This is a genomic window from Micromonospora sp. NPDC093244 (genome assembly GCF_040683695.1).
GTDB lineage: Bacteria > Actinomycetota > Actinomycetes > Mycobacteriales > Micromonosporaceae > Micromonospora.
The window spans coordinates 106750-130877 of sequence record NZ_JBFBEO010000007.1 but is presented as its reverse complement, the minus strand read 5'-3'; the positions used below and the strand labels follow the sequence as shown (position 1 = coordinate 130877).

Genomic DNA, 24128 nt, shown 5'->3' with positions numbered 1-24128 from the left:
CATGGCCGAGCAGCCGACCGAGCACCTCGACCCGGCGCAGGCCCGCCCCGAGCGGCTGCGGGTGTTCCTGGTGGACGACCACGCCATGTTCCGGGCCGGCGTACGCGCGGAGTTGGGCGTCCACGTCGAGGTGGTGGGCGAGGCGAGCACCGTGGCCGAGGCGATCACCAGGATCGCCGCTACCGGGCCGGACGTGGTGCTGCTCGACGTGCACATGCCCGACGGTGGTGGACGCGCGGTGCTGGAGGCGATGCGGCGGGGCCACCCGCAGGTCAAGTTCCTGGCGCTGAGCGTCTCCGACGCGGCCGAGGACGTGATCGGTCTGATCCGGGCCGGTGCTCGGGGGTACGTGACCAAGACGATCTCGCCGGACGAGTTGGCGGCGGCGATCCGTCGGGTCGCCGACGGTGACGCGGTGTTCAGTCCGCGGCTGGCCGGGTTCGTGCTGGACGCCTTCGCGGCCCGGCCGGACGCCCCGGTCGCCGATCCGGAGTTGGACCAGCTCACCAACCGTGAGCGGGAGGTGCTGCGGCTGCTCGCCCGGGGGTACGCGTACAAGGAGATCGCGAAGGAGCTGTTCATCTCCATCAAGACGGTGGAGACGCACGTGTCGAACGTGCTGCGCAAGCTTCAGATGTCCAACCGCTACGAGCTTTCCCGCTGGGCGGCGGACCGAAGGCTCGTGTGATCCATTCCTCTTCCCCGACATTTGGGGCAGATGCCACGGATGCCGCTGCCGGGGGCTGACAAACGAACAACCCTCACTCCATACTGCCCCGGTCCCGTCTCCGCGCGTGGGTGCTGAGCATCCCGCGGAGGCTGCGGCTCACGTGTGCCCGCGCGAGCGGGTCACCCCTGGGGGAGAGGTACGCGAATCTTGATGTTCGGACAACGAGGACGACGTTGGGCTCGGGTCGCGTTGGCGGCCGTGGCCGGTGGCGCGCTGGCGTTCGGCGTGGCGGGTGCCGCCTCCGCGGCCCCGGCCACCGGTGTGGCCAAGGCGGTCGAGGGCACCGAGGTGGCCCTGAAGCTCGACGGTAAGCCGCGCACCACGTCGGCGCTGGCGCTCAAGATCGACGGCAAGCTGGTGCCGGCGTTCTGCATCGACTACCGCACCGCGGTGAAGCTGGACGGCAAGTACGAGGAGGGCACCTGGGACGAGTCCCAGGTGAAGAACCTCGGCAAGGTGCAGTGGGTGCTCACCCACGGCTACCCGAACGCCGACTCCGCGAAGCTGCTCGCCGCCGCCGGCGTCGACACGAAGGTCGGCAAGAAGCGGCTGGAGACCCTGCTCTACTTCGGCACCCAGACCGCCGTCTGGCACTTCAGCGACGGCATCGAGCTGGGCGCCTGGGAGAAGGGGCTGCTGGCCCGCGACCAGTACGAGGTGATCACGAAGGTCCGTGACTACCTGGTCAAGAACGCCACCGACCAGCCGGAGCCGCGGGCCGAGCTGTCCGTCGACCCGGCCAACGCCACCGCCACGGTCGGCGCGAAGGCCGGCCCGTTCACGGTGAAGGGCCCGGCGGGCGCCATCACCGTCGCCGCCACCGGCGGCGCGGCCGTCGACGCCGAGGGCAAGCCGGTCACCACGATCGCCAACGGCGGGCAGTTCTGGCTGACTGCCGAGGGCGCCGGCACGGTGAACGTGACGCTCACCGCGCAGGACTCGGTCTCCTTCGGCCGGGTGTTCCTGTTCACCGGCACCAAGAAGGCGCAGAAGCTGATCCTCGGCGGTAGCACCGGCGCGACGGTCACCGCCAAGGCCGCGGCGTCGTTCACGGCGGCCCCGTCGAGCCCGACCCCCACCCCGACCGTGTCGGCGTCGCCGACTCCGTCCGGCACCCCGACGGCCACCACCCCGCCGGCCAGCCCGGCGCCGTCCACCTCGCCGGCCAGCGGTGGCGGCGCCCTGCCGCTCACCGGTTCGCCGATCGCGGCGGCGGCGACCGCTGGCGTGCTGCTGCTCGCCGCGGGTGCGGTGACCGTGCTGATGGTCCGCCGTCGCAAGGTCCGCTTCACCGCCTGATCCACTCCGGCTCCACCCGGCCCCGGCTCCGCCTCGCGCGGTGTCGGGGCCGGTGCCGTTCGTGCCCCGGCGGCGGCGCGATGCCGTTCCGCGCGCCGCCGCCGAGGATCAGACGAGCAGCCCGGACGCCCTCGGCCACCCAGCCGACGATCTTGGCCGCGCGGACGAAGCCCAGGTCAGCCGGACGGACAGATAACGAGAGCGTGTTTCAGGCCGGACGAAGCGCGGGAAACCTCACAGGACGCCCGCCCCCTTACCGCCGTCCTGGCCGGTTCGTCGACGTATTTCCTGCTCAGGGCTGCCCGACCCGACCCCTTTATGATCATTTTTCAAGTATCGGCAACGTGGCGGGCAACTAACGGCTTGATAACGGCACCTTCACGGAAGCGGCCGGTGGGTGTCACAGTGGCAGCACCTCACCCTCGGTGTGTGGCACCCCGTACGGTCCACGACCACGACCCTCGCTGTTTCCACGGCGGATCGTGGCCGTGTCGCCTGCGTAGGGCCACGCCTCGGCGGTGGGCAGCCCGGCGGATCGGAACATCAGGGGTGTCTCCAACTTCCCTGTGATCCCGACGACCCGCGCCCCCGGGGTGGTCGGGCGGTGTCACCCCCAAAACGTGCGTGAAACCCACGACGGAACCAGGTTAGAAAGAGGAGGCCCCTCGGAATGAGAGTCTCGAAGCGGGCGACGAGCGCGATCGCGCTCAGCGCGGCTGCCGCGCTTGTCGCGAGCGGTTGCTCGAGCGGTGACGGCGACGGCGACGCCGCCGCCAGCAAGGACGGCTCGATCGTTATCCACGGCGTCCAGCCGGAGAACCCGATGGTCCCGTCGAACACCACGGAGACCGGCGGCGGCAAGATCGTCGACTGGCTGTGGACCGGCCTGGTCGAGTACCCGAACGACGGTGGGGCCCCGCGCAACGCGCTGGCCGAGTCCATCGACACCAAGGACTCCAAGGTCTTCACGATCAAGATCAAGAAGGGTACCAAGTTCCACGACGGTACCGAGGTGAAGGCGAAGAACTTCGTCGACGCCTGGAACTGGGCCGCCTACTCGCCGAACGGTGCGCAGAACGGCACCTTCTTCTCGGACATCGCGGGCTTCGACAAGACCTACACCGAGGACCCGGACGGTCCGGACGGCCCGAAGAAGGCCCCGGAGCCGTCGGCCAAGGAGATGTCCGGCCTGAAGGTCATCGACGAGCAGACGTTCGAGGTCACCCTGGCGGCCCCGACCGCGGTCTTCCCGACCAAGCTCGGCTACGCCGCCTTCATGCCGCTTCCGGACGCCTTCTTCACCATGAAGCCCGAGGACTTCGGCAAGAAGCCGATCGGTAACGGTCCGGTGAAGTTCGTGTCGTGGGAGGACAACGTCCTCATCAAGCTGACGCGCTTCGACGACTACAACCTGCGCGACAAGATGAAGATCAAGGACGTCGACGTCAAGCTGTACCAGGACGAGAACGCCGCGTACAACGACGTGCTCGCCAACAACCTCGACTTCCTCGAGACCATCCCCACCTCGGCTCTCGCCGGTGACAAGTGGAAGACCGACCTCGGTGACCGGGGCCTGTCGACCACCACGCCGTCGACCGCGTTCATCGCGTTCCCGATCTACGACAAGCGCTTCCAGGACCCCAAGCTGCGTCGCGCGGTGTCGCTGTCGATCAACCGGCAGGAGATCTCGGACAAGATCTTCTTCGGTACCCGCAAGCCGGCCGACAGCTGGGCGAACCCGCTGACCCCGGGCGCCAAGCCGGGTAACTGCACCGCCTGCAAGTTCGACCCGACGACGGCCAAGCAGCTGCTGACCGAGGCCGGTGGCTTCACCGGCGAGATGGTCCTCTACTACAACGCCGACTCCAGCCACAAGGACTGGATGGACGCCGTTGCGCAGCAGATCAAGACCAACCTCGGCATCGAGGCTCGGGCTGAGGGCGTGCCGACCTTCGCGGTCTTCCGCCAGAACGTCAACGCCCACAAGATGACCGGTCTGTACCGCGCTGCCTGGCAGCAGGACTACCCGGACGTGGAGAACTGGGTCAACCCGCTCTTCGTGACCGGTGGCTCCTCGAACGACGGCCTCTACAGCAACAAGGAGGTCGACGCGCTCGCCAAGCAGGCCAGCGCCGCACCGAGCCTGGAGGCCTCGCACGAGGCGTTCGCCAAGGCTGTCGAGCTGGTCGACAAGGACGTTCCGACCATCCCGATCTACTTCTACGGCCAGCAGTCCGGCCACTCGGAGAAGATCAAGAAGCTCGAGCTGAACAACGTCGGTGAACTCGACATCACCTCGGTCGAGCTCTGATCCGAACGGTCTGACCCCGGGTCGGGCTCGCCACATCCGGTGAGCCCGACCCGGGGCCGTTCCGCGAGTGGGTGTTACAACACTCCACTCGCCACGTTGTCACCACCGTGTCGGCCGTCCGACGCGCCCCCTGTCTGGAGGACCACCCCATGGGCCGTTATCTGTTGAGACGGCTGCTCCAACTCGTGCCGGTCTTCATCGGTACGACGTTCCTGATCTACGCCCTCGTCTGGGCCGTCCCGGGCGATCCGTTCGCCGGCAAGTGCGGTGAGCGTCGCTGCCCGGATCAGTACATCGCGTTCATGACCGAGAAGTACCACCTCGACCAGAACGTCTTCGTGCAGTACGCCAACTACATGAAGAATCTGCTCCAGGGCGACTTCGGTCAGACGTTCTCGCAGCGCGAGATCAGCGACATCATCCTGACGTCGTACCCCAACACCCTGAAGCTGGCCCTGGTGGCGCTCGCCATCGAGGCCGTCATCGGCCTCGGCGCCGGCGTACTGACAGGTCTTCGGCGCAACGGCTTCCTGGACAACCTCGTTCTGGTCTCGACCCTCTTCCTGATCGCGCTGCCGGTCTTCGTCATCGGCTTCCTGCTCCAGTGGCTGCTGGGCGTTCAGTGGGGCATCATCAAGCCGACCGTCTCCTCGGAGATGCGGTTCTCCGAACTGATCGTGCCGGGCTTCGTGCTGGGCAGCGCGTCAGTGGCGTACATAGCCCGGGTCGCACGAACGAGCATCGCGGAGAACCGCCGTGCCGACTACGTGCGTACCGCCATCGCCAAGGGCCTCCCGATGCGCCGGGTGGTGGGCGTGCACCTGCTGCGCAACTCGCTCATCCCGGTGGTCACCCTGCTCGGCACCGACCTCGGTGCCCTGATGGGCGGCGCGATCGTCACCGAAGGCATCTTCGGGATCAACGGAATCGGCCGCCAGGTCTTCCGCGCGATCGTCACCAAGGAGAGCGCTACCGTGGTAGGGATCGTGGTCGTCCTGGTGCTGGTCTATCTCCTGATGAACCTGCTGGTTGACCTGCTCTACGCCGCCCTGGACCCGAGGATCCGCTATGAGTGACCCGAGTACCGCATCGATCGTCAGCACCCCCGCCGCGCACCCGACCGACTCTCCCGCCCCCGCCACCCAGGGGCCGCAGAGCAAAGAGAAGCCGCGCGGCCTGCTCGGTGACGCCTGGCGGGACCTTCGGCGCAAGCCGCTGTTCTGGATCTCGGCCACGCTGATCGTCGTCTTCCTGCTGATGGCGGCCTTCCCGGCGCTGTTCGCTCCGGGCGACGCGGTCAACGGCTCCCTGTCCCGCAGCCTCGACAAGCCGTCGGCGAACGGCTGGTTCGGCTACGACGTGCAGGGCCGGGACGTCTACGCCCGGGTCATCTACGGCGCGCGGGCCTCCATCGTGGTGGCGGTGCTCTCCGTACTTGGCACCCTGCTGGTCGGTGGCACGATGGGCATCATCGCCGGCTACCGCGGTGGCTGGGTCGACGGTCTGCTCAGCCGGATCGCCGACGTGTTCTTCGGCCTGCCGTTCGTGCTCGGCGCGATCGTCATCCTGACCACGTTCAACGGTTCGGGCACGAGCAACAGCAAGGCCGAGATCATGGGCCTCGTCATCGTCTCCCTGACCGTGCTGAGCTGGCCGGTCGTGATGCGGCTGATGCGTTCCTCGGTGCTCGCCACCAAGGAGGCCGACTACATCGTCGCGGCTCGGGCGCTGGGTGCCGGCACCGGCCGGATCATCCTCAAGCACCTGCTGCCGAACTGCCTGGCCCCGTTGCTGGTCTACGGCACGATCATGGTCGGCTCGTTCATCGGCGCCGAGGCGACGCTGTCCTTCCTCGGTGTCGGCCTGAAGTCGCCTGTGGTGTCCTGGGGCATCATGATCAGTGACGGGCAGCAGTTCATCCGGGTCGCGCCGGGGCTGGTGTTCTTCCCCGCCGCGTTCCTCGTCACCGCAGTGCTGAGCTTCGTGATGCTCGGTGAGGCGGTCCGCGAGGCCCTCGATCCGAAACTCCGCTAGGGGAGATCCAGTTGTCCGACATTCTCGTGTCCGAGCAGTCCGCGCCGGGATCCGGCGGGTCCGGACGTCCCTCCGGCCGGCTGCTCGAGGTCGACGACCTGCGGGTGGAGTTCCGCACCCGGGACGGCGTCGCAAAGGTCATCAACGGGGTCACGTACCACGTCGACGCGGGGGAGACCCTCGCCGTGCTCGGCGAGTCCGGCTCCGGTAAGAGCGTCACGGCGCAGACCATCATGGGCATCCTGGACACGCCCCCGGGGTTCGTCACCGGTGGGCAGGTCCGCTTCCACGGCAAGGACATGCTCCGCATGTCCAGCGAGGAACGCCGCCGCATCCGCGGCGAGGGCATCGCGATGATCTTCCAGGACGCGCTCTCCGCGCTGAACCCGGTCTTCACCGTCGGGTTCCAGATCGCCGAGCAGTTCCGCGTCCGGCGGGGCCTGGGCCGCGCCGAGGCCAAGAAGCGCGCGATCGAGATGCTCGACCAGGTCAAGATCCCGAACGCCAAGGGCCGGTTCAACAACTATCCGCACCAGTTCTCCGGTGGTATGCGGCAGCGCGCGATGATCGCGATGTCGCTGGCGCTCGACCCGGAGGTGCTGATCGCGGACGAGCCGACCACCGCGCTCGACGTGACCGTGCAGGCCCAGATCATGGACCTGCTCGCCGAGCTCCAGCGTGAGCGGCACATGGGCATGATCCTGATCACCCACGACCTCGGCGTGGTCGCCGACGTCGCGGACCGGATCGCGGTCATGTACGCGGGCCGGATCGTCGAGGAAGCCGACGTGTACGACCTGTACGCCAAGCCGGCGCACCCGTACACGATGGGTCTGATCGACTCGATCCCGCGGATGGACGAGAAGGGGCAGCAGCTCCGGACGATCAAGGGCCTCCCGCCGAACCTGATGAACATCCCGCCGGGCTGCCCGTTCAACCCGCGCTGCCCCATGGTCCAGCCGGTGTGTCGGGAGAAGGTCCCGCCGCTGCTGCAGGTGGGGAACGCCCGGGCCAGCGCCTGCCACTTCGCCGAGGAGCTGGTGAACCGTGACTGAGAACATCATCGAGGTCCGTGACCTGGTCAAGCACTACCCCGTCACCCAGGGTGTGGTGTTCAGGAAGACCGTCGGCCAGGTCAAGGCGGTGGACGGGGTCTCGTTCGGCCTGCGTGCCGGTGAGACGCTCGGAGTGGTCGGCGAGTCCGGCTGCGGCAAGTCGACACTCGCCCGGGTTCTGATGAACCTGGAGAAGCCGACCGCCGGCAGCGTGGTCTACAAGGGCCAGGACATCTCCAAGCTGTCCGGTGGCGCGCTGCGGCGTCTGCGTCGGCAGATCCAGCTGGTCATGCAGGATCCGTACACCTCGCTGAACCCGCGGATGACCGTCGGCGACCTGATCGGTGAGCCCTTCGAGATCCACCCGGAGGTGGCACCGAGGGGCAGCCGGCGAAGCAAGGTCAAGGAGCTGCTCGACCTGGTCGGGCTCAACCCGGAGCACATCAACAGGTACCCGCACCAGTTCTCCGGCGGTCAGCGTCAGCGCATCGGCATCGCCCGCGCCCTGGCGCTGCGCCCGGAGGTCATCGTCTGCGACGAGCCGGTGTCGGCGCTCGACGTCTCCATCCAGGCCCAGGTCATGAACCTGCTGGAGCAGTTGCAGTCCGAGTTCGGGCTGTCGTACGTCTTCATCGCGCACGACCTGTCGGTGGTCCGGCACCTGTCGGACCGGGTCGCGGTCATGTACCTCGGCAAGATCGTCGAGATCGGCACCGAGGACGAGATCTACGAGCGGCCGACGCACCCGTACACCCAGGCGCTGCTCTCCGCCGTGCCGGTGCCGGACCCGACGCAGCGGCACAACAAGACGATCATCCGGCTCACGGGTGACGTGCCGTCGCCGATCAGCCCGCCCTCGGGCTGCCGGTTCCGGACCCGCTGCTGGAAGGCGCAGGATGTCTGCGCCGAGAAGGTCCCGCTGCTGGAGGTCCGGCAGGGCTCGGACCACCCGAGCGCCTGCCACTTCGCCGAGAAGCGCGAGATCGTCGCCACGCACGAGGTGTGAGGTCCCCGGAACCGCCTGCCGACGTCAGTACGACGACGGCAGGCGGTTCCGTCTGTACGGCGCCGTGCGCGACCGGTCCCCCCGGGGCAACCCGACGGGCTGGGTCGGACGCCCACGACGCCGTCGGGCCCCTCACAGCGGGCCGCGACCCGCCCGCAGCAGCAGCAGTGCCAGTTGGGTGCCGTCCGCGCCGAGCGCGGTCCGGAAGCGTTCCAGGATCTCCCGCTCCCGGGAGAGCACGAGCCGCGTCCCGCCGGAGGCCATCCGGGTGACCCCTACCTCCTGGGACAGCGTCGCCCGCTCCTGCCAGAGCGAGATGAGCGCGTGGTCGATTTCGTCGATCCGTTCCCTGATCTGCACGATCCGGGCGGCGGCCGTCGGCTCCGCCGTGCCGGTGCGTGCCTCGGCCGGCCCGCCGTCCCCGCTCGGCGACACCACCGCCGGCTCGCTCCCGTTCGCCGGGGACTGCTCGGCCACCGGTCGGCTCGGGTTGCCGCTCTGCTCCACCACGTCTGTCATCATCGGGTACCTCTCGCACTGTGGTGCCCGGAACCCGGGACGAAAAAGCCCCGGACTCCAGGAGCCCGGGGCTGTTCGCAGGTCTGATCGATCAGGCGCGACCTACGGCAGCCGGACTCCCGGTGCCGTAGTAAAAGTAGTAGCGCGCAGCGATCACGCCGTCGAGTATGCCCACGACTGTGGTCGGTGCGCAAGGATTCGGCGCCAACAGAGGGCATCGGACGCGGGACCGGCGGGCGGGAAGTGTCCGGCCGGCGGCATAGACTTGCTGCGCGATGCATCCTCTCTTCGACATTCCCGCGTCCCCGCCTGCGCCGGAGTCCGCGCCGGCCCGCCCGGACCGGCCCCGGCCGTCCGCCGTCCGCCTCGATCCGCAGCAGCTGCTCGCCGGGCTGAACGGCCCGCAGCGCGACGCGGTCAGTCACGCCGGTTCGCCGCTGCTGATCGTCGCCGGCGCCGGTTCCGGCAAGACCCGGGTGCTCACCCACCGGATCGCCTACCTGCTCGCAGCCCGGGACGTCCACCCCGGGGAGATCATCGCGATCACCTTCACCAACAAGGCGGCGGGCGAGATGAAGGAGCGCGTCGCCGCGCTCGTCGGCCCGCGGGCCCGCCTGATGTGGGTGTCGACGTTCCACTCCGCCTGTGTCCGGATCCTGCGCGCCGAGCACGAGCACGCAGGCCTCAAGTCGACCTTCTCGATCTACGACGCGGACGACTCCCGGCGGCTTATGCAGTTGGTCGCCCGCGAGCTGGACCTCGACCCGAAGCGTTACCCGGCGCGCGGGTTGGCCGCCCAGGTCTCCAACCTGAAGAACGAGCTGGTCGACCCGGAGCAGTTCGCCGCGCGGGCCACCGGCCCCAACGAGCGGGCCCTCGCCGAGGCGTACACGCTCTACCAGCGCCGGCTGCGCGAGGCGCACGCGCTGGACTTCGACGACCTGATCATGACGACGGTGCACCTGCTCCAGTCCCACCCGCACGTCGCGGAGAGCTACCGGCGGCGGTTCCGGCACGTGCTCGTGGACGAGTACCAGGACACCAACCACGCCCAGTACGTCCTGATCAAGGAGCTGGTGTCCGGCACCGACGGCCTGGAGCCGGCCGAGCTGTGCGTGGTCGGTGACGCCGACCAGTCGATCTACGCGTTCCGGGGCGCGACGATCCGCAACATCCTGGAGTTCGAACGGGACTTCACCGACGCGCGGACGATCCTGCTGGAACAGAACTATCGCTCCACCCAGACGATCCTCAACGCCGCCAACGCGGTGATCGACCGGAACACCTCCCGCAAGCCGAAGCGGCTGTGGAGCGAGGCCGGTGCCGGCGAGCGGATCGTCGGGTACGTCGCCGACACCGAGCACGCCGAGGCCGACTGGGTGGCCCGCGAGATCGACCGACTCGTCGACGCCGACGAGACCCGACCGGGCGACGTCGCGGTCTTCTACCGCACCAACGCCCAGTCCCGCGTCTTCGAGGAGGTGTTCATCCGCGTCGGCCTTCCGTACAAGGTGGTCGGTGGGGTGCGCTTCTACGAGCGCAAGGAGGTCCGCGACGCCCTGGCGTACCTGCGGTCGGTGGTCAACGACGACGACACGGTGAGCCTGCGGCGGGTGCTGAACACCCCTCGCCGGGGCATCGGCGACCGCGCCGAGGCGTGCGTGGAAGCGCTCTCCAGCCGCGACCGGATCTCGTTCGGCGCGGCGCTGCGCCGCGCCCGGGAGGCGCCGGGCATCTCCACCCGGGCGGCCAACGGCATCGCCGACTTCGTGGCGCTGCTCGACGGCGCCCGTGAGCTGGCCGAGACCGGCACCCCGGAGGAGGTGCTGGAGGCGCTGCTGACCCGCTCGGGCTACCTCACCGAGCTGGAGGAGAGCCTGGACCCGCAGGACGCCGGCCGGGTCGACAACCTCCAGGAGCTGGTGAGCGTCGCCCGGGAGTACACCGAGCGCATCGAGGCGACAGGCGACGACGGCGAGCGGGCCACCCTGGCCGGCTTCCTGGAGCAGGTCGCGTTGGTGGCGGACGCCGACCAGATCCCGTCGGACGACCCCGACCACCAGGGTGTGGTCACCCTGATGACGTTGCACACCGCCAAGGGCCTGGAGTTCCCTGTGGTGTTCCTGACCGGGCTGGAGGACGGCGTCTTCCCGCACCTGCGTTCGCTTGGCGACACCCGCGAGCTGGAGGAGGAGCGCCGTCTGGCGTACGTGGGCATCACCCGTGCCCGGCAGCGGCTCTACCTCTCCCGGGCGGTGACCCGCTCGGCCTGGGGGCAGCCGGCCTACAACCCGCCGTCGCGTTTCCTGGAGGAGCTGCCGACGGAGTTGGTGCACTGGGAGCGCACCGAGGGCTCGTACACCTCGTGGGCTGGCGGGGGCGGCGGCGTCGGCGGTCGCGCGGACCGCGCGCCAGGCGTGCGTGGCACCTTCACCGGGGGTACGCCGAAGGCGGCGCAGCTGGCCCAGCGGCTCGGCGTAGACGCCAGCCGGCTGACCACGGCCAGTGAGCTGCCGCAGGGGCCGAAGGTGTCCGCCGGTGACCGGGTCAACCACCAGCGGTACGGGTTGGGCCGCGTGCTCGCCGTCGAGGGCCATGGCCCGGGTGCCCGCGCGCAGATCGACTTCGGCGACCAGACCATGTGGCTGGTGCTGCGCCACGCCCCGATCGACAAGCTCTAACCCCCAGAACCGCGCCGATCTTGCACTTTCGGTGGGTGACAGGGGTGGGTATGCCCCTTGTGTCACGGCAGAAAGTGCAAGATCGGCGCAGGAGTGGCGGGGGTCAGCAGCCCAGGTTGACGCCCCGGGTGCGCATGAAGGGGGCCGGGTCGATCTGGTTCCACATTCCCTGGTGCACCTCGAAGTGCAGGTGCGGGCCGGTCGCGTCGCCGGTGGCGCCCTCGTAGCCGATGACCTGGCCGGCCTTGACCTTCTGGCCGACGGTGACCGCGATGCGGCTCTGGTGGGCGTAGTGGGTGAGGTATCCGTTGCCGTGGTCGACGAAGACGGAGTTGCCGTACCCGTCGGCTGCGTCGCCGGCCTGGGTGACGGTGCCGGCCGCGGCGGCGCGGATCGGCGTGCCGGAGGGCAGTGCCAGGTCGATGCCGGCGTGCAGGGTGCCCCAGCGCTGTCCGTAGCAGGACGTGACCGAGGCGCCCGGCATCGGGTCGACCCAGGCGGGAGTCGGCTTGGTGGTCTTCTTCGGCTTCGGCTTCGGCTTCGCGGTGACCGTCTTCGTCGGGGTCGGGCTGGCACTGGCCGTGGACGGGCTCACGCTCGGGCTGGCCGACGAGGGCGCGCTCGACTCGCGGGCCGAGCGGTCCGCGCGGCTGGCGGCCTCGGCGCGGGACTGTGCGTCGGCGGAGACGGCGGTGGGTGCCGGGCGGTCCGGGCCGGTCGTGGCGACGGCGACGCCGCCCACGCCGAGCGCGACAGCGGCGGCCGCGCCGAGCACGATGAGGCGGTTCCGCCGGCCGGGGCGCTGCGGCTGCTCGACAGTGGTGTCGGGGGTGTTCTCGTTCTGGACGGGGCTGTCTTCCTGCACGGCGGACCTTCACAGTCGAGGGGCACTTGACCTCGAAATACTGGTGTCGGGTCGGCTCGGGCCGGGTACCGGGACCGGACCACCGTCCAGCGGATCGGCAGCGCGCTGTCCTGATACGTCCCGCCCTGCGGTCTTCCGTCCGTAATTGTGATCATGTGGCGTGGTGCCGTCGGTCACAGCCGGCCGTGTGACCCAGCAGACATGCGTCAAAGAAAACCGCCCGGATCGACAGATCCGGGCGGTCAACGGTCGATACGCAGCGTCAGGACGCGGCTACCTCGCTGTAGATTGCCTCGACTTGCAGCTTGATGTCCACTCCGCGCTCCTGGAGGAACGGCACCGGGTCGATCGGCTGGCCCTTGACATGAAGCTCGAGGTGCAGGTGGACGCCGTAGGCGTGGCCCGTCTGACCCACCAGACCGAGCTGGTCGCCCGCCTTGACCTGCTGCCCCTCCTTCACGGTGACCGCCGAGGAGTGGCCGTAGATCGCTTCGGTGCCGTCGGCGTGCTGGACGATCACCGCGTTGCCGTACCCGCCGAACCAGCCGGCCTTGGTGACCAGGCCGTCGTGCACCGCCACGTACGGCGTGCCCTCCGGGACGACCAGGTCGACGCCGGTGTGCATCTTGCCCCAGCGCAGCCCGTACGGGGAGTTGAAGTCGTAGCCCTGCAGCGGCAGCAGCCAGACCTCGCGCTCGGCCGCCTCCTTGCCCCGGCTGTCCCGGGAGGCGCGGTCGGCGTTGTCGGCGCGGGCTGCGGCGTCCTGACTGGTGACCGACGCCTGCTTGAGCTCGTCGAGGACCGACGGGCTGACGTCCTTGGCGTCCGGCAGGGCGCTCGCGCCGAGCGCGACGATGCCGGCTCCGACGAACGCCGTGGTGACGACCGCGGCGTAGCGGCTGCGGGGTGGGGTGGGTACGCGGCGGCGACCGCGATATCGATCGGGCTCAGACGACAGGCGCTGGCGCACGCACACCCTCCGTTGTCGGGGTTCCGAAGCGGCCGGTGGGCGTTCGTGAAGCTTCGTTGAACGTCCGCTGACCGCGTCGTCACCCGTCCATGGACCTGATGACAACCGTGGACACGTTAGCCAACCACCAGGCGAGTCACAAGCCAGAGCGAATAATTGGCGTGTCGATCTGTCCGTTTGCGTCCCTGATTGTCATGCATCGCACCGTCGAACGGTGCCCCTGTTACTGCCCGTTCGTCGCCGAGCGTGACCGGTCCGGCGGAGTCGTCCGGCTTGACGGCGAGGGCCGCCGGGCCTCGCCCCGGCTGAGTCGCGCCCGGCGGGTTTCCCGGCCCGGATTTCCCGGGCCCGGTCGGCCGGGTTACCGTTCGTTCAGGTGAAGGCCGTGGAGCCGGTGAAAGGTGTGCGTTGATGAGCTCTCGTATTCGGGTCGTCGTCGCGAAGCCAGGCCTGGACGGCCACGACCGGGGCGCCAAGGTCGTCGCGCGCGCCCTTCGTGACGCCGGCATGGAGGTCGTCTACACCGGTCTGCACCAGACTCCGGAGCAGATCGTGGAGACAGCCATCCAGGAGGACGCCGACGCGGTAGGCCTCTCCGTGCTGTCCGGCGCGCACATGACGCTCTTCCGTCGCGTCCTGGAGCTGCTCGGCGAGCGGGACGCGCGGGACATCGTCGTGTTCGGCGGCGGCATCATCCCCAACGGCGACATCCCCGAGCTGGAGAAGCTGGGCGTCGCCAAGATCTTCACGCCGGGGGCCACCACTCAGGCGATCGTCGAGTGGGTCCGGGAGAACGTGGCGCAGCCGGTCGCCTGACACGTACCGGCGCGGGTCGACGGGCGGGTCCGGGCACGGGGGAGGGGCCGGACGCACCCCTCACACGTCCGGCCCCTCTATGCACGATGCCCCGCCGCCACCCCTCGACCGACAGGGCATCGGCCGTCTCCCGTCATCGCGCTGTGCAGCGCTCCGACACCTGACTCAACGACGCCCCGTCAGGCGGGTTACGCACCCCCGGCAACATCGCCCGGACGGCTGACACCCTGCGTGTCGGGCACCGAAACCCGCCCCGCGTACGGCCGGGTTGTGCATTACCGCACACCGTGCACCCGCTCGGTTGCCGGCCGTGCCCACCTCGCTAGGCTGCGGCCAATGGCCTGTGTCAAGTGATGACAGGCGTCAAACTGTTTTCTGAACGCTGGTGGCGGCGCGACGGCGCGCCGCGGAGACGGGACGGGACGCGCAATCGTGGACCTGTACGAGTACCAGGGGCGGGACCTGTTCGAGCGGCACGGCTTGCCCGTGCTGGCCGGCGGCGTCGCCACTACCCCTCAGGAGGCCCGCGCGATCGCCGAACGCCTCGGCGGTCGTGTGGTCGTCAAGGCGCAGGTGAAGGTCGGCGGACGAGGCAAGGCCGGCGGCGTCAAGCTGGCCGAGGGTCCGGATGAGGCGGTGGCCAGGGCCACCGACATCCTCGGCATGGACATCAAGGGTCACACCGTCCACAAGGTCATGATCACCGTGACGGCGGACGTGGCCGAGGAGTACTACTTCTCGTACCTGCTCGATCGGGCGAACCGCACCTTCCTCTGCATCGCCAGCGTCGCCGGCGGTATGGACATCGAGCAGGTCGCGGCCGAGACCCCGGATCGCGTGGTCAAGGCGCCGATCGACGCGAACACCGGCGTGGACGAGGCCAAGGCGCGGGAGATCGTTTCCGCCGCCGGCTTCCCGGCCGAGGTCGCCGACCAGGTCGTCGAGGTGGCCGTCGGCCTGTGGCAGGCGTTCGTCGCCGAGGACGCCACGCTCGTCGAGGTGAACCCCCTCGCGAAGAACGGCGACGGTCGGCTGCTGCTACTCGACGCCAAGATCACCTTGGACGAGAACGCCGCGTTCCGGCACCCGGACCACGAGGCCCTGGTCGACCAGGCCGCCGTGGACCCGCTGGAGCAGGCCGCCAAGGAGAAGGACCTCAACTACGTCAAGCTCGACGGCGAGGTCGGCATCATCGGCAACGGCGCGGGTCTGGTCATGTCGACCCTCGACGTGGTCGCGTACGCCGGTGAGCGGCACGGCAACGTCAAGCCCGCCAACTTCCTCGACATCGGCGGCGGCGCGAGCGCCGCGGTGATGGCGAACGGGCTGGAGATCGTGCTCTCCGACCCGGCGGTGAAGAGCGTCTTCGTCAACGTCTTCGGCGGCATCACCGCCTGCGACGAGGTCGCCAACGGCATCATCCAGGCGCTGGCCCTGTTGGAGCAGCGCGGCGAGCAGGTCACCAAGCCGCTCGTCGTCCGCCTCGACGGCAACAACGCCGAAGCCGGCCGGGCGATCCTGGACGGCGCGAACAACCCGCTCGTACAGCGGGTGGACACCATGGACGGCGCGGCCGAGCGGGCCGCCGAGCTGGCAGCTGCGGGGGTCTGATCATGGCTATCTGGCTGACCAAGGACTCGAAGGTCATCGTCCAGGGGATGACCGGTTCCGAGGGCTCCAAGCACACCCGGCGGATGCTCGCCGCCGGCACCAACGTGGTGGGCGGCGTCAACCCGCGCAAGGCGGGTCAGACTGTCGACTTCGACGGCACCGAGCTGCCGGTCTTCGCGTCCGTGGCGGACGCCATGGCCGAGACCGGGGCCGACGTCACAGTCATCTTCGTGCCGCCGCAGTTCACCAAGGCCGCCGTCGTCGAGGCGATCGACGCCGCGATCCCGCTTGCCGTGGTGATCACCGAGGGCGTGCCGGTGCACGACACCGCCGCGTTCTGGGCGTACAACCTGGCGCAGGGCGAGCGGACCCGCATCATCGGGCCGAACTGCCCCGGCATCGCCTCGCCCGGCGCGTCCAACGCCGGCATCATCCCGGCCGACATCACCGGCTCCGGCCGGATCGGCCTGGTCAGCAAGAGCGGCACGCTGACCTACCAGATGATGTACGAGCTGCGCGACATCGGGTTCTCCACCTGCGTCGGCATCGGCGGCGACCCGATCATCGGCACCACCCACATCGACGCCCTCAAGGCGTTCGAGGCCGACCCGGAGACCGACGCCATCGTGATGATCGGTGAGATCGGCGGCGACGCCGAGGAGCGGGCCGCCGAGTTCATCAAGGCCAACGTCACCAAGCCGGTGGTCGGCTACATCGCCGGCTTCACCGCGCCCCCCGGCAAGACCATGGGCCACGCCGGGGCCATCATCTCCGGCTCGGCCGGCACCGCCGAGGCGAAGCAGGCGGCGCTGGAGGCCGTCGGCGTCAAGGTCGGCAAGACGCCCACCGAGACCGCGAAGCTGATGCGGGAGATCATGTCCGGCAACTGAGCCGGCAGGGCACCAGCGAAGGGGTCGACCGGAACCGGTCGGCCCCTTCGTCGTACCACCCGCTCAGTCGTTGTTCCAGAACGGGTAGTTGCCGGTGAGACGCAGGATCGAGCCGCCGATGATGTTGATCACGCCGAACACGATGGCAAGGTATCCGAGCACCGGCGACTGGCCGTAGCGCCGGGCGTCCCGGATGGACAGATAGCCGAAGATGATGCCGAGGATGCCGCAGCAGATCAGGCCCAGCACGATGCCCAGCACGCCCCAGAGGGTCGTCCGGTCCCGTCCCCGCGCCGGTGGCGGCGGGGGCGGCGGGTATGCGGTCGTCACGGCTACCTCCGGGCGGTCGTGGGCGGCGACCGCCCCGGACCGTGCCCTGTCGACCCGACCCGGGGTACCGGCGACGCGCGCCCCCTCTGGGCCGAGGCTAGACCCGACCGGGCGCCCCGGACCGGGGTTCGGTCAACTCGCCGCCCTTCGGGGCGGGTTAACGGACTGCTCCCGCCCGCGCGACGTGCCAGAGTAGAGCGGATGTCCCCCGTCACCCCTGACCGTCCCAGCCGTCCCGGCGGTGTGCGCGCCGACGACCGGCCGGTCGACCGCGCCACGCCGGCCCGACGGGTGCCCGCGCCCCGCACCGGTGGGTCGCCGCGCGGGCGGGCGCCGCTACCCGTCGCCGCCGGGGTCGCCGCCGGCTGGGCCGCCCTCACGTCGTACCTGCCGGTCGCCATCGTGCTCGCGCTCGTGCAGCTCGGCGCGGACGGCGCCACGCTCGGCGGCGCCCTGCGCACCGCTCTCGCCGGCTGGCTGGTCGGGCACGGGGTGCCGCTGCACACCGAGGCCGGCCCGTTCGGGCTTGCCCCGCTGGCGCTCACAGTGCTCGCGACCTGGCGACTCACCCGGGCCGGCGTGCACGTCAGCCGCGCCATCGGCGCCCGGGACACCCGCTCACCGCGCCGGGCGCTACTCGCCGCGGCCGCGGTCGGCGTCGCGTACGCGCTGCTCGGCACGCTCGCCGCGGTGCTCGTCGGCGTCGGTGGCCCGGATGCCTCCCCGGTCCGGGCGGCAGCCACCTTCGCGGCGGTAGGCACGCTCGCCGCGCTCGTCGGCGCGACCCGGATCACCGCCGTCACCCGGCTGCTCGTCGACCGGATGCCGGCCCGGCTGCGGGACGGCGTCCGCACCGGCCTGGTGGCGGGGCTCCTGCTGCTCGGCGCGGGCGCCGGCGCGGCCGGACTGGCCGTGGCCACCGGCGGCGGGGACGCGGCGGACATGATCGGGGCGTACCGCACCGGGGTGGCCGGGCAGGCCGGGATCACCCTGGTCAGCGTGGCGTACGCGCCGAACGCGGCGATCTGGTCGACGAGCTACCTGCTCGGGCCGGGCTTCGCCGTCGGCACCGACACCGCGATCCGGACGAGTGAGGTCTCGGTGGGCGCGCTGCCGGCCGTACCGTTGCTCGCCGGCCTGCCGCGCGGCCCGGTGGACGGCTTCGGCGCTCTGCTGCTCGCGGTGCCGGTGCTGGCCGGGATGGTGGCCGGCTGGCTGCTCGCCCGGCGCACGGCCCGGCACGCCGGGCCCGAGCGGGCCAGGATCGGCGGCGTGGACGCCGAGGCGCAGCACGGCCGCGAACGGACCTCGCGGCGCTGGGCCGACCTGCTGGTGCCGGCGGCACTGGCCGGGCCGGTTGCCGGCGTGCTGCTCGGCGTGGCCGCGAAGGTCTCCGCCGGGCCGCTGGGTGCCGGCCGGCTCACCCAGCTCGGGCCGGTGGCCTGGCAGGTCGCCGCGGTGGCCACCGGCGTCATCGCGGTCGGTGCGCTGCTCGGTGCCGCCGCGACCCGGGCGCTCACCAGGCCCTCCGCGCCGTAGACGAGCGCGGGGCGCCCCGGAGAAGTCCGGAGCGCCCCGTCGAGACCCGACCGGTCAGGGCTGGGTCGGCAGCGCGACGTTCGCCACGATGCTCAGGATGATCAGCAGGATGCCGAGCCCGACGCCGACCGCGCCGCAGATCAGGCCGGCCTTCGCCTGCCCGGCGTTGTTGGCCTGGCCCTGGGCGACCTTCTGCTTGGCGAGGTAACCGGTCACCACGCCCGCGATGCCCACCGGGATGCCCAGGTAGAGGCAGCAGACCAGCGGAATCGACGCGATGCCGAGGATCATCGACACCAGACCGAGGGTGTTGTTCTGCCCCTGGGCCTGCGGGTAGCCGGCGTTCGGGTACGTCGGTGCGCCGTACTGCGGCTGCTGCTGGCCGTACGGGTCGTGGGGCTGCTGCCCGTACGGTGCCGGCGGCTGCTGACCGTACGGGGCCTGCGGCGCCGAGTACGGGTCCTGCGGCTGCTGGCCGTAGGGCTGCCCGGAGGTCGGCTGCTGACCGTATGGGGCGGCCGGCGGCGGGGCGTACGGGTCGTGCGGCGGCTGGGGGGCGGTCGGGTCCTGGTTGGGCTGCTGGCCGTACGGGTCCTGACCGGGGTTACCGGGCTGCATTCGAGAAGCTCCTTGGGGCTTGTTCCGTCAGTTGGTGCTGCTGTTCCCACTCATGATCGCGCCCAGACCGCCCAACGCACAGCACAGCAGGGCGACGACATACCAGCCGATGCCCACGATGAGCGCCCACTTCGACCACTTGCGCGACTCCGCGGCGGCGGCCTGGGCGCCCGCGTAGTCGCCCTGCTGAAGCAGCGGGTTGACCTTCGAGGCGTTGATGATCGCCGGAATGGCCAGCGGCCAGAAGAGGAAGATGGCGACGATCGACATCGCCATGTTGTTGTTGACAGGCGGCTGCTGGTGGGGGTGGGTACCCGGCTGCATGGGGTGCTCCTCATTCCAACGACACGGCTGGCGTGCCGGATCAGTGACGGGGGTGCGGGCCGGCACGACGTCCGGCCCGAGCGACCGGCAGCGTACCGGGTCGATGCATGTCCGCACTGTCAGAGATCGGCGCCTCCCAGCCGGAGGGAGTGCTGAAGTGCCCGATAGGGTGGCCCGGTGACCGAGCCCGCGTCCGCCGCCCGCATCGTCGTCCTCGTCTCCGGCTCCGGGAGCAACCTGCAAGCCCTGCTGGACGCCGCCGCCGACCCCGCGTACGGCGCGCAGGTCGTCGCGGTAGGCGCGGACCGCGACGGCATCGCGGGCCTGGACCGGGCCGCCGCGGCCGGCGTGCCGACGTTCGTCGAGCGGGTCCGCGACCACGACAGCCGGGAGGACTGGGACCGGGCGCTCACCGCGCACGTCGCGAAGCACCAGCCCGACCTGGTCATCTCCGCCGGGTTCCTCAAGCTGGTCGGCCCGCATTTCCTCGCCGCGTTCGGCGACCGCTACCTGAACACCCACAACACCCTGCTGCCGGCGTTCCCCGGCATCCACGGCCCGCGTGACGCGCTCGCCTACGGCGTGAAGCTCACCGGCGCCACCCTCTTCTTCGTCGACGCGGGGATGGACACCGGGCCGATCGTGGCGCAGGTCGCGGTGCCGGTGCTCGACGACGACGACGTGGACACGCTCACCGAGCGCATCAAGGAAGCCGAGCGGCGGCAGCTCGTCGAGCAGGTCGGTCGCCTGGTCCGCGAAGGCTGGACCATCACCGGAAGGAAGGTCACGGTTCCGTGAGTCCCACTCAGGACGGGCGCCGCCCGATCAGGCGGGCGCTGGTCAGCGTCTACGACAAGACCGGGCTGGTCGAGCTGGCCCAGGCCCTGCACGCCGCCGGTGTGGAGATCGTGTCCACCGGCAGCACGGCCGGCACCATCGCCGCCGCCGGTGTGCCGGTGACGCCCGTGGAGACGGTGACCGGTTTCCCCGAGGTGCTCGACGGCCGGGTGAAGACCCTGCACCCGAAGGTGCACGCCGGCCTCCTGGCGGACCTGCGCAAGGACACCCACGTCGCGCAGCTCGACGAGCTGGGGGTGGCGGCGTTCGACCTGCTGGTCTCCAACCTCTACCCGTTCCAGGCGACCGTCGCCTCCGGCGCCGGCGTCGAGGAGTGCGTGGAGCAGATCGACATCGGTGGCCCGGCCATGGTGCGGGCCGCCGCCAAGAACCACGCCTCGGTCGCCGTGCTCACCGACCCGGCCGGGTACCCGGCGCTGCTCGGCGCGCTCGCCGAGGGTGGCTTCACCCTGGCCCAGCGTCGCGCGCTGGCCGCCCGGGCGTACGCGGACATCGCCGAGTACGACGTGGCCGTCGCCCAGTGGTGCGCCCGGGAGTTGGCCCCGGCCGACGACTCCTGGCCGGCGTTCACCGGTTCGGCGCTGCGCAAGTCGACGGTGCTGCGCTACGGCGAGAACCCGCACCAGCCGGCAGCGCTCTACAGCGACCCGGACGCCCCGGCGGGGCTGGCCCAGGCCGAGCAGTTGCACGGCAAGGAGATGTCGTACAACAACTACGTCGACGCGGACGCCGCCTGGCGGGCCGCCAACGACTTCGCCGACCAGCCGGCCGTGGCGATCATCAAGCACGCCAACCCGTGCGGCATCGCGGTGGGCGCGGACGTGGCCGAGGCGCACCGCCTGGCGCACGCCTGCGACCCGGTGTCGGCGTTCGGTGGCGTGATCGCTGTCAACCGGCCGGTCTCGGTCGAGCTGGCCCGGCAGGTCGCCGACATCTTCACCGAGGTGGTGGTCGCCCCCGGCTTCGACGAGGGCGCGGTCGAGGTGTTGCAGGGCAAGAAGAACATCAGGCTGCTGCGCGCGCCGTCCTGGGCCCCGGCGACTGTCGAGTGGCGGCAGGTGACCGGCGGCGTGCTGGCTCAGGTCGCCGACCGGGTGGATGCCTCCGGCGACGACCCGGTGAACTGGCAGTTGGCGACCGGCGAGGCCGCCGACGAGGAGTTGCTGCGTGATCTCGCGTTCGTCTGGCGGGCGGTTCGCGCGGTGAAGAGCAACGCGATCCTGCTCGCCAGGGGCGGCGCGACCGTCGGCGTCGGCATGGGTCAGGTGAACCGGGTCGACTCGGCGCGGCTCGCGGTCAGCCGGGCCGGCGCCGACCGGGCGCGGGGTTCGGTGGCCGCGTCCGACGCGTTCTTCCCGTTCGCCGACGGCCCGCAGATCCTCATCGACGCCGGGGTCCGCGCCATCGTGCAGCCAGGCGGCTCGATCCGCGACGAAGAGGTCATCGAAGCGGCCAAGAAGGCAAACGTGACGATGTACCTGACCGGTACCCGCCACTTCTTCCACTGACCCCGAGGGCTTCGACCTCGTCGATCATGAAGTTATTGCCCTGACACGCCGATGTGCAGGGCAATAACTTCATGATCAACGGCCAAAGTCGGGTCGGAGGTCGGGCTGGGGTCAGGCTGTGATGGTGGGGCGGAGTTCGGCGAAGTGGCAGGCGGACGGGTGCGGATCGGCGGCCCGCTCGACCAACTGCGGGTCCTCGATCGCGCAGATCTCCTGGGCCTTCCAGCAGCGGGTACGGAAGTGGCAGCCGGACGGCGGGTCGGCCGGGCTGGGCACGTCCCCGACCAACCGGATCATGGTGCGCTGGTCGCGTACCTCCGGGTCCGGCACCGGCACGGCCGAGAGCAGCGCCTGGGTGTACGGGTGCGTCGGCCGCTCGTAGATCTCGTTCTCGGTGCCGATCTCGACGATCCGACCGAGGTACATCACCGCGACGCGGTCGGCGATGTGCCTGACGACTGACAGGTCGTGGGCGATGAAGATGTACGAGAGGCCGAACTCGTCCTGGAGTTGCTCCAGCAGGTTGATCACCTGGGCCTGGATGGAGACGTCGAGCGCGGACACCGGCTCGTCGCAGACGATGATCTCCGGGCGCAGCGCCAGGGCGCGGGCGATGCCGATGCGCTGACGCTGACCGCCGGAGAACTGGTGCGGGTACCTGTTGATGTGCTCCGGGTTGAGCCCGACCACGTCCAGCAACTCCTGGACCCGCTTCTCCTTGCTGCCCTTGGGCGCCGCGTCGGGGTGGATCTCGAAGGGCTCGCCGATGATGTCGCCGACAGTCATCCGCGGGTTCAGCGAGGTGTACGGGTCCTGCATGACCATCTGCATGTTGCGGCGGAGCCGGCGCAGCTCGCCCCCGGAGGCCTTGAACAGGTCCTTGCCCTCCAGGGTGGCCCGCCCGGAGGTGGGCGTCTCCAGGCGCATCAGCAGCCGGGCGAGTGTGGACTTGCCGCAGCCGGACTCGCCGACCACGCCCAACGTCTCGCCCCGGCGCAGCTCGAAGCTCACCCCGTCGACGGCCTTGACCGCGCCGACCTGCCGCTGGAACAGCACGCCCTGACTGATCGGGAAGTGCTTCACCAGATTGTCGACGGAGAGGATGGTCTCGCCGCGGACCTTGGTGGGGCTAGCGGGCGCTGTCATCACGGACCTCCTGCGCGAAGTGGCATGCGCTGGTCCGGCCGTCGCCGAGGACCAGGTCGTGCGGCACCACGTCCACGCAGACCTGCTGCACGTACGGGCACCTGGGGTGGAACGGGCAGCCGGAGGGAATGCGCATCAGGTTCGGCGGCAGACCCTTGATCGTCGCCAGTTCCTGGCCGCGCACGTCCATCCGCGGGATCGACTCCAGCAACCCCTTCGTGTACGGGTGGGCCGGCGCCTTGTACAGCGAGCGGACGTCGGCGTGCTCGACGATGCGGCCGGCGTACATGACCGCGATCCGGTCCGCGACCCCGGCGACCACGCCCAGGTCGTGGGTGATCAGGATCATCGCCATGTTGAGGTCGCGGCGCAGGTCGGCGAGCAGGTCCATGATCTGGGCCTGCACTGTGACGTCGAGCGCGGTGGTGGGCTCGTCGGCGATCAGGACCTTCGGGTCCAGCGCCAACGCCATGGCGATCATGACGCGCTGCCGCATGCCGCCGGAGAACTGGTGCGGGTAGTCGCCGATCCGCTTCGCGGCGCCCGGGATCTTGACGAGGTCCATCAGCTCGATCGCCCGGCGACGGGCGTCGCCACGGGACATGCCGGAGCGCTGGCGCAGTGTCTCGCCGATCTGCCAGCCCACCGGGAAGACCGGGTTCAGCGCGGAGAGCGCGTCCTGGAAGATCATCGCGATCTCCTTGCCACGGACCTGCCGGCGCTGCTCCTCTGAGCTGGTGAGCAGGTCTTGACCCCGGTAGAGGATCTGACCGGAGCGGACGAACGCGGGCGGCGTGTCCAGGATGCCCATGATCGCCTGTGCGGTGACCGACTTGCCCGAGCCGGACTCGCCGAGCACCGCGAGGGTCTCCCCGGCGTCCAGGTGGTACGACACCCCGTTGATGACCCGGGCGACGCCCTCGTTGGTCCGGAACTCGACGTGCAGGTCCCGCAGCTCAAGCAGGTGGCCGCCGTCGGGTGTGGCGGACGCGGGGGTGGGTTCGACGGTCATGAGTTG

Annotated in this window: 23 protein-coding genes; 14 read left to right on the top strand and 9 right to left on the bottom strand. The window is 70.3% G+C overall.

The features are described from left to right. The first annotated feature begins 1 nt into the window (after position 1). Both AB0N27_RS26725 and AB0N27_RS26720 read left to right on the top strand, forming a co-directional pair. Positions 2-688 (top strand): response regulator transcription factor, encoded by a 687-nt coding sequence (locus AB0N27_RS26725; RefSeq protein ID WP_364375659.1) that lies wholly within the window; start codon positions 2-4, stop codon positions 686-688. A 192-nt stretch (positions 689-880) separates the two neighbouring features. After that, on the top strand, positions 881-2029 hold the full coding sequence (locus tag AB0N27_RS26720; RefSeq protein ID WP_364375373.1) for a Cys-Gln thioester bond-forming surface protein: 1149 nt from the start codon (positions 881-883) through the stop codon (positions 2027-2029). Positions 2030-2429: 400 nt separating this feature from the next. Here the strand turns inward: AB0N27_RS26720 and AB0N27_RS26715 are convergent, their stop codons facing one another. Next, the gene (locus AB0N27_RS26715; protein ID WP_364375370.1) at positions 2430-2573 is read right to left on the bottom strand and encodes a hypothetical protein; all 144 of its coding nucleotides are present in this window, start codon (positions 2571-2573) and stop codon (positions 2430-2432) included. Positions 2574-2699: 126 nt separating this feature from the next. Here AB0N27_RS26715 and AB0N27_RS26710 point away from each other — a divergent pair, with 126 nt between their 5' ends. From AB0N27_RS26710 to AB0N27_RS26690, 5 genes are all read left to right on the top strand, one after another. Continuing rightward, complete coding sequence (locus tag AB0N27_RS26710) at positions 2700-4340, top strand: ABC transporter substrate-binding protein (protein WP_364375367.1); 1641 nt, start codon at positions 2700-2702, stop codon at positions 4338-4340. A gap of 149 nt (positions 4341-4489) precedes the next feature. Further along, positions 4490-5416 carry an ABC transporter permease gene (locus AB0N27_RS26705; protein ID WP_364375364.1) on the top strand — a complete coding sequence of 309 codons (927 nt, stop codon included), beginning with the start codon at positions 4490-4492 and terminating at the stop codon, positions 5414-5416. Beyond that, positions 5409-6374, top strand: a complete 966-nt coding sequence (locus tag AB0N27_RS26700) for an ABC transporter permease (protein ID WP_364375361.1) — start codon at positions 5409-5411, stop codon at positions 6372-6374. The genes AB0N27_RS26705 and AB0N27_RS26700 overlap by 8 nt, the downstream gene beginning before the upstream one ends. 26 nt (positions 6375-6400) lie before the next feature. After that, entirely contained in the window at positions 6401-7429 is a 1029-nt protein-coding gene (locus tag AB0N27_RS26695) for an ABC transporter ATP-binding protein (RefSeq protein ID WP_364375656.1), read from the top strand. Beyond that, positions 7422-8435 (top strand): dipeptide ABC transporter ATP-binding protein, encoded by a 1014-nt coding sequence (locus tag AB0N27_RS26690; RefSeq protein WP_364375358.1) that lies wholly within the window; start codon positions 7422-7424, stop codon positions 8433-8435. Before AB0N27_RS26695 ends, AB0N27_RS26690 begins: the two co-directional genes overlap by 8 nt. A 132-nt stretch (positions 8436-8567) precedes the next feature. Here AB0N27_RS26690 and AB0N27_RS26685 read toward each other — a convergent pair whose 3' ends face one another. Beyond that, entirely contained in the window at positions 8568-8957 is a 390-nt protein-coding gene (locus AB0N27_RS26685; protein ID WP_364375356.1) for a chorismate mutase, read from the bottom strand. Between the two features lie 272 nt (positions 8958-9229). Between AB0N27_RS26685 and pcrA the strand changes: the two genes are divergently transcribed. Beyond that, the gene (pcrA, locus tag AB0N27_RS26680; protein ID WP_139584687.1) at positions 9230-11635 is read left to right on the top strand and encodes a DNA helicase PcrA; all 2406 of its coding nucleotides are present in this window, start codon (positions 9230-9232) and stop codon (positions 11633-11635) included. 103 nt (positions 11636-11738) lie between these two features. Here pcrA and AB0N27_RS26675 read toward each other — a convergent pair whose 3' ends face one another. Together AB0N27_RS26675 and AB0N27_RS26670 are read right to left on the bottom strand one after the other, a co-directional pair. Next, positions 11739-12500: a M23 family metallopeptidase gene (locus AB0N27_RS26675; protein WP_364375353.1), complete on the bottom strand. Its 762-nt coding sequence runs from the start codon at positions 12498-12500 to the stop codon at positions 11739-11741. 262 nt (positions 12501-12762) lie between these two features. Then, positions 12763-13470 (bottom strand): M23 family metallopeptidase, encoded by a 708-nt coding sequence (locus AB0N27_RS26670; protein WP_354824075.1) that lies wholly within the window; start codon positions 13468-13470, stop codon positions 12763-12765. 411 nt (positions 13471-13881) lie between these two features. On the opposite strand from AB0N27_RS26670, the gene AB0N27_RS26665 reads away from it, so the two are divergent. From AB0N27_RS26665 to sucD, 3 genes are all read left to right on the top strand, one after another. Further along, complete coding sequence (locus AB0N27_RS26665; protein ID WP_139584684.1) at positions 13882-14286, top strand: cobalamin B12-binding domain-containing protein; 405 nt, start codon at positions 13882-13884, stop codon at positions 14284-14286. A 432-nt stretch (positions 14287-14718) separates the two neighbouring features. Continuing rightward, complete coding sequence (sucC, locus tag AB0N27_RS26660) at positions 14719-15897, top strand: ADP-forming succinate--CoA ligase subunit beta (protein WP_364375348.1); 1179 nt, start codon at positions 14719-14721, stop codon at positions 15895-15897. Between the two features lie 2 nt (positions 15898-15899). Beyond that, complete coding sequence (gene sucD, locus AB0N27_RS26655; protein ID WP_364375345.1) at positions 15900-16787, top strand: succinate--CoA ligase subunit alpha; 888 nt, start codon at positions 15900-15902, stop codon at positions 16785-16787. Between the two features lie 63 nt (positions 16788-16850). Here sucD and AB0N27_RS26650 read toward each other — a convergent pair whose 3' ends face one another. Continuing rightward, positions 16851-17117: a DUF4190 domain-containing protein gene (locus AB0N27_RS26650; protein WP_354888888.1), complete on the bottom strand. Its 267-nt coding sequence runs from the start codon at positions 17115-17117 to the stop codon at positions 16851-16853. A 201-nt stretch (positions 17118-17318) separates the two neighbouring features. Here AB0N27_RS26650 and AB0N27_RS26645 point away from each other — a divergent pair, with 201 nt between their 5' ends. After that, positions 17319-18656, top strand: a complete 1338-nt coding sequence (locus AB0N27_RS26645; RefSeq protein WP_364375341.1) for a DUF6350 family protein — start codon at positions 17319-17321, stop codon at positions 18654-18656. Positions 18657-18710: 54 nt separating this feature from the next. Here AB0N27_RS26645 and AB0N27_RS26640 read toward each other — a convergent pair whose 3' ends face one another. Both AB0N27_RS26640 and AB0N27_RS26635 read right to left on the bottom strand, forming a co-directional pair. Next, positions 18711-19274 carry a DUF4190 domain-containing protein gene (locus tag AB0N27_RS26640; protein ID WP_364375338.1) on the bottom strand — a complete coding sequence of 188 codons (564 nt, stop codon included), beginning with the start codon at positions 19272-19274 and terminating at the stop codon, positions 18711-18713. A gap of 27 nt (positions 19275-19301) precedes the next feature. Next, the gene (locus tag AB0N27_RS26635; protein ID WP_364375335.1) at positions 19302-19598 is read right to left on the bottom strand and encodes a CD225/dispanin family protein; all 297 of its coding nucleotides are present in this window, start codon (positions 19596-19598) and stop codon (positions 19302-19304) included. A gap of 177 nt (positions 19599-19775) precedes the next feature. Between AB0N27_RS26635 and purN the strand changes: the two genes are divergently transcribed. Both purN and purH read left to right on the top strand, forming a co-directional pair. After that, complete coding sequence (gene purN, locus AB0N27_RS26630; RefSeq protein WP_364375332.1) at positions 19776-20396, top strand: phosphoribosylglycinamide formyltransferase; 621 nt, start codon at positions 19776-19778, stop codon at positions 20394-20396. Then, positions 20393-21964: a bifunctional phosphoribosylaminoimidazolecarboxamide formyltransferase/IMP cyclohydrolase gene (gene purH, locus AB0N27_RS26625; protein ID WP_364375329.1), complete on the top strand. Its 1572-nt coding sequence runs from the start codon at positions 20393-20395 to the stop codon at positions 21962-21964. The genes purN and purH overlap by 4 nt, the downstream gene beginning before the upstream one ends. Positions 21965-22075: 111 nt before the next feature. On the opposite strand, the gene AB0N27_RS26620 is transcribed toward purH, so the two are convergent. Next, entirely contained in the window at positions 22076-23110 is a 1035-nt protein-coding gene (locus tag AB0N27_RS26620) for a dipeptide ABC transporter ATP-binding protein (RefSeq protein ID WP_364375326.1), read from the bottom strand. Next, positions 23094-24122, bottom strand: coding sequence for an ABC transporter ATP-binding protein (locus tag AB0N27_RS26615; RefSeq protein WP_364375323.1), 1029 nt, complete (start codon positions 24120-24122; stop codon positions 23094-23096). Before AB0N27_RS26615 ends, AB0N27_RS26620 begins: the two co-directional genes overlap by 17 nt. Between the last annotated feature and the right edge of the window lie 6 nt (positions 24123-24128).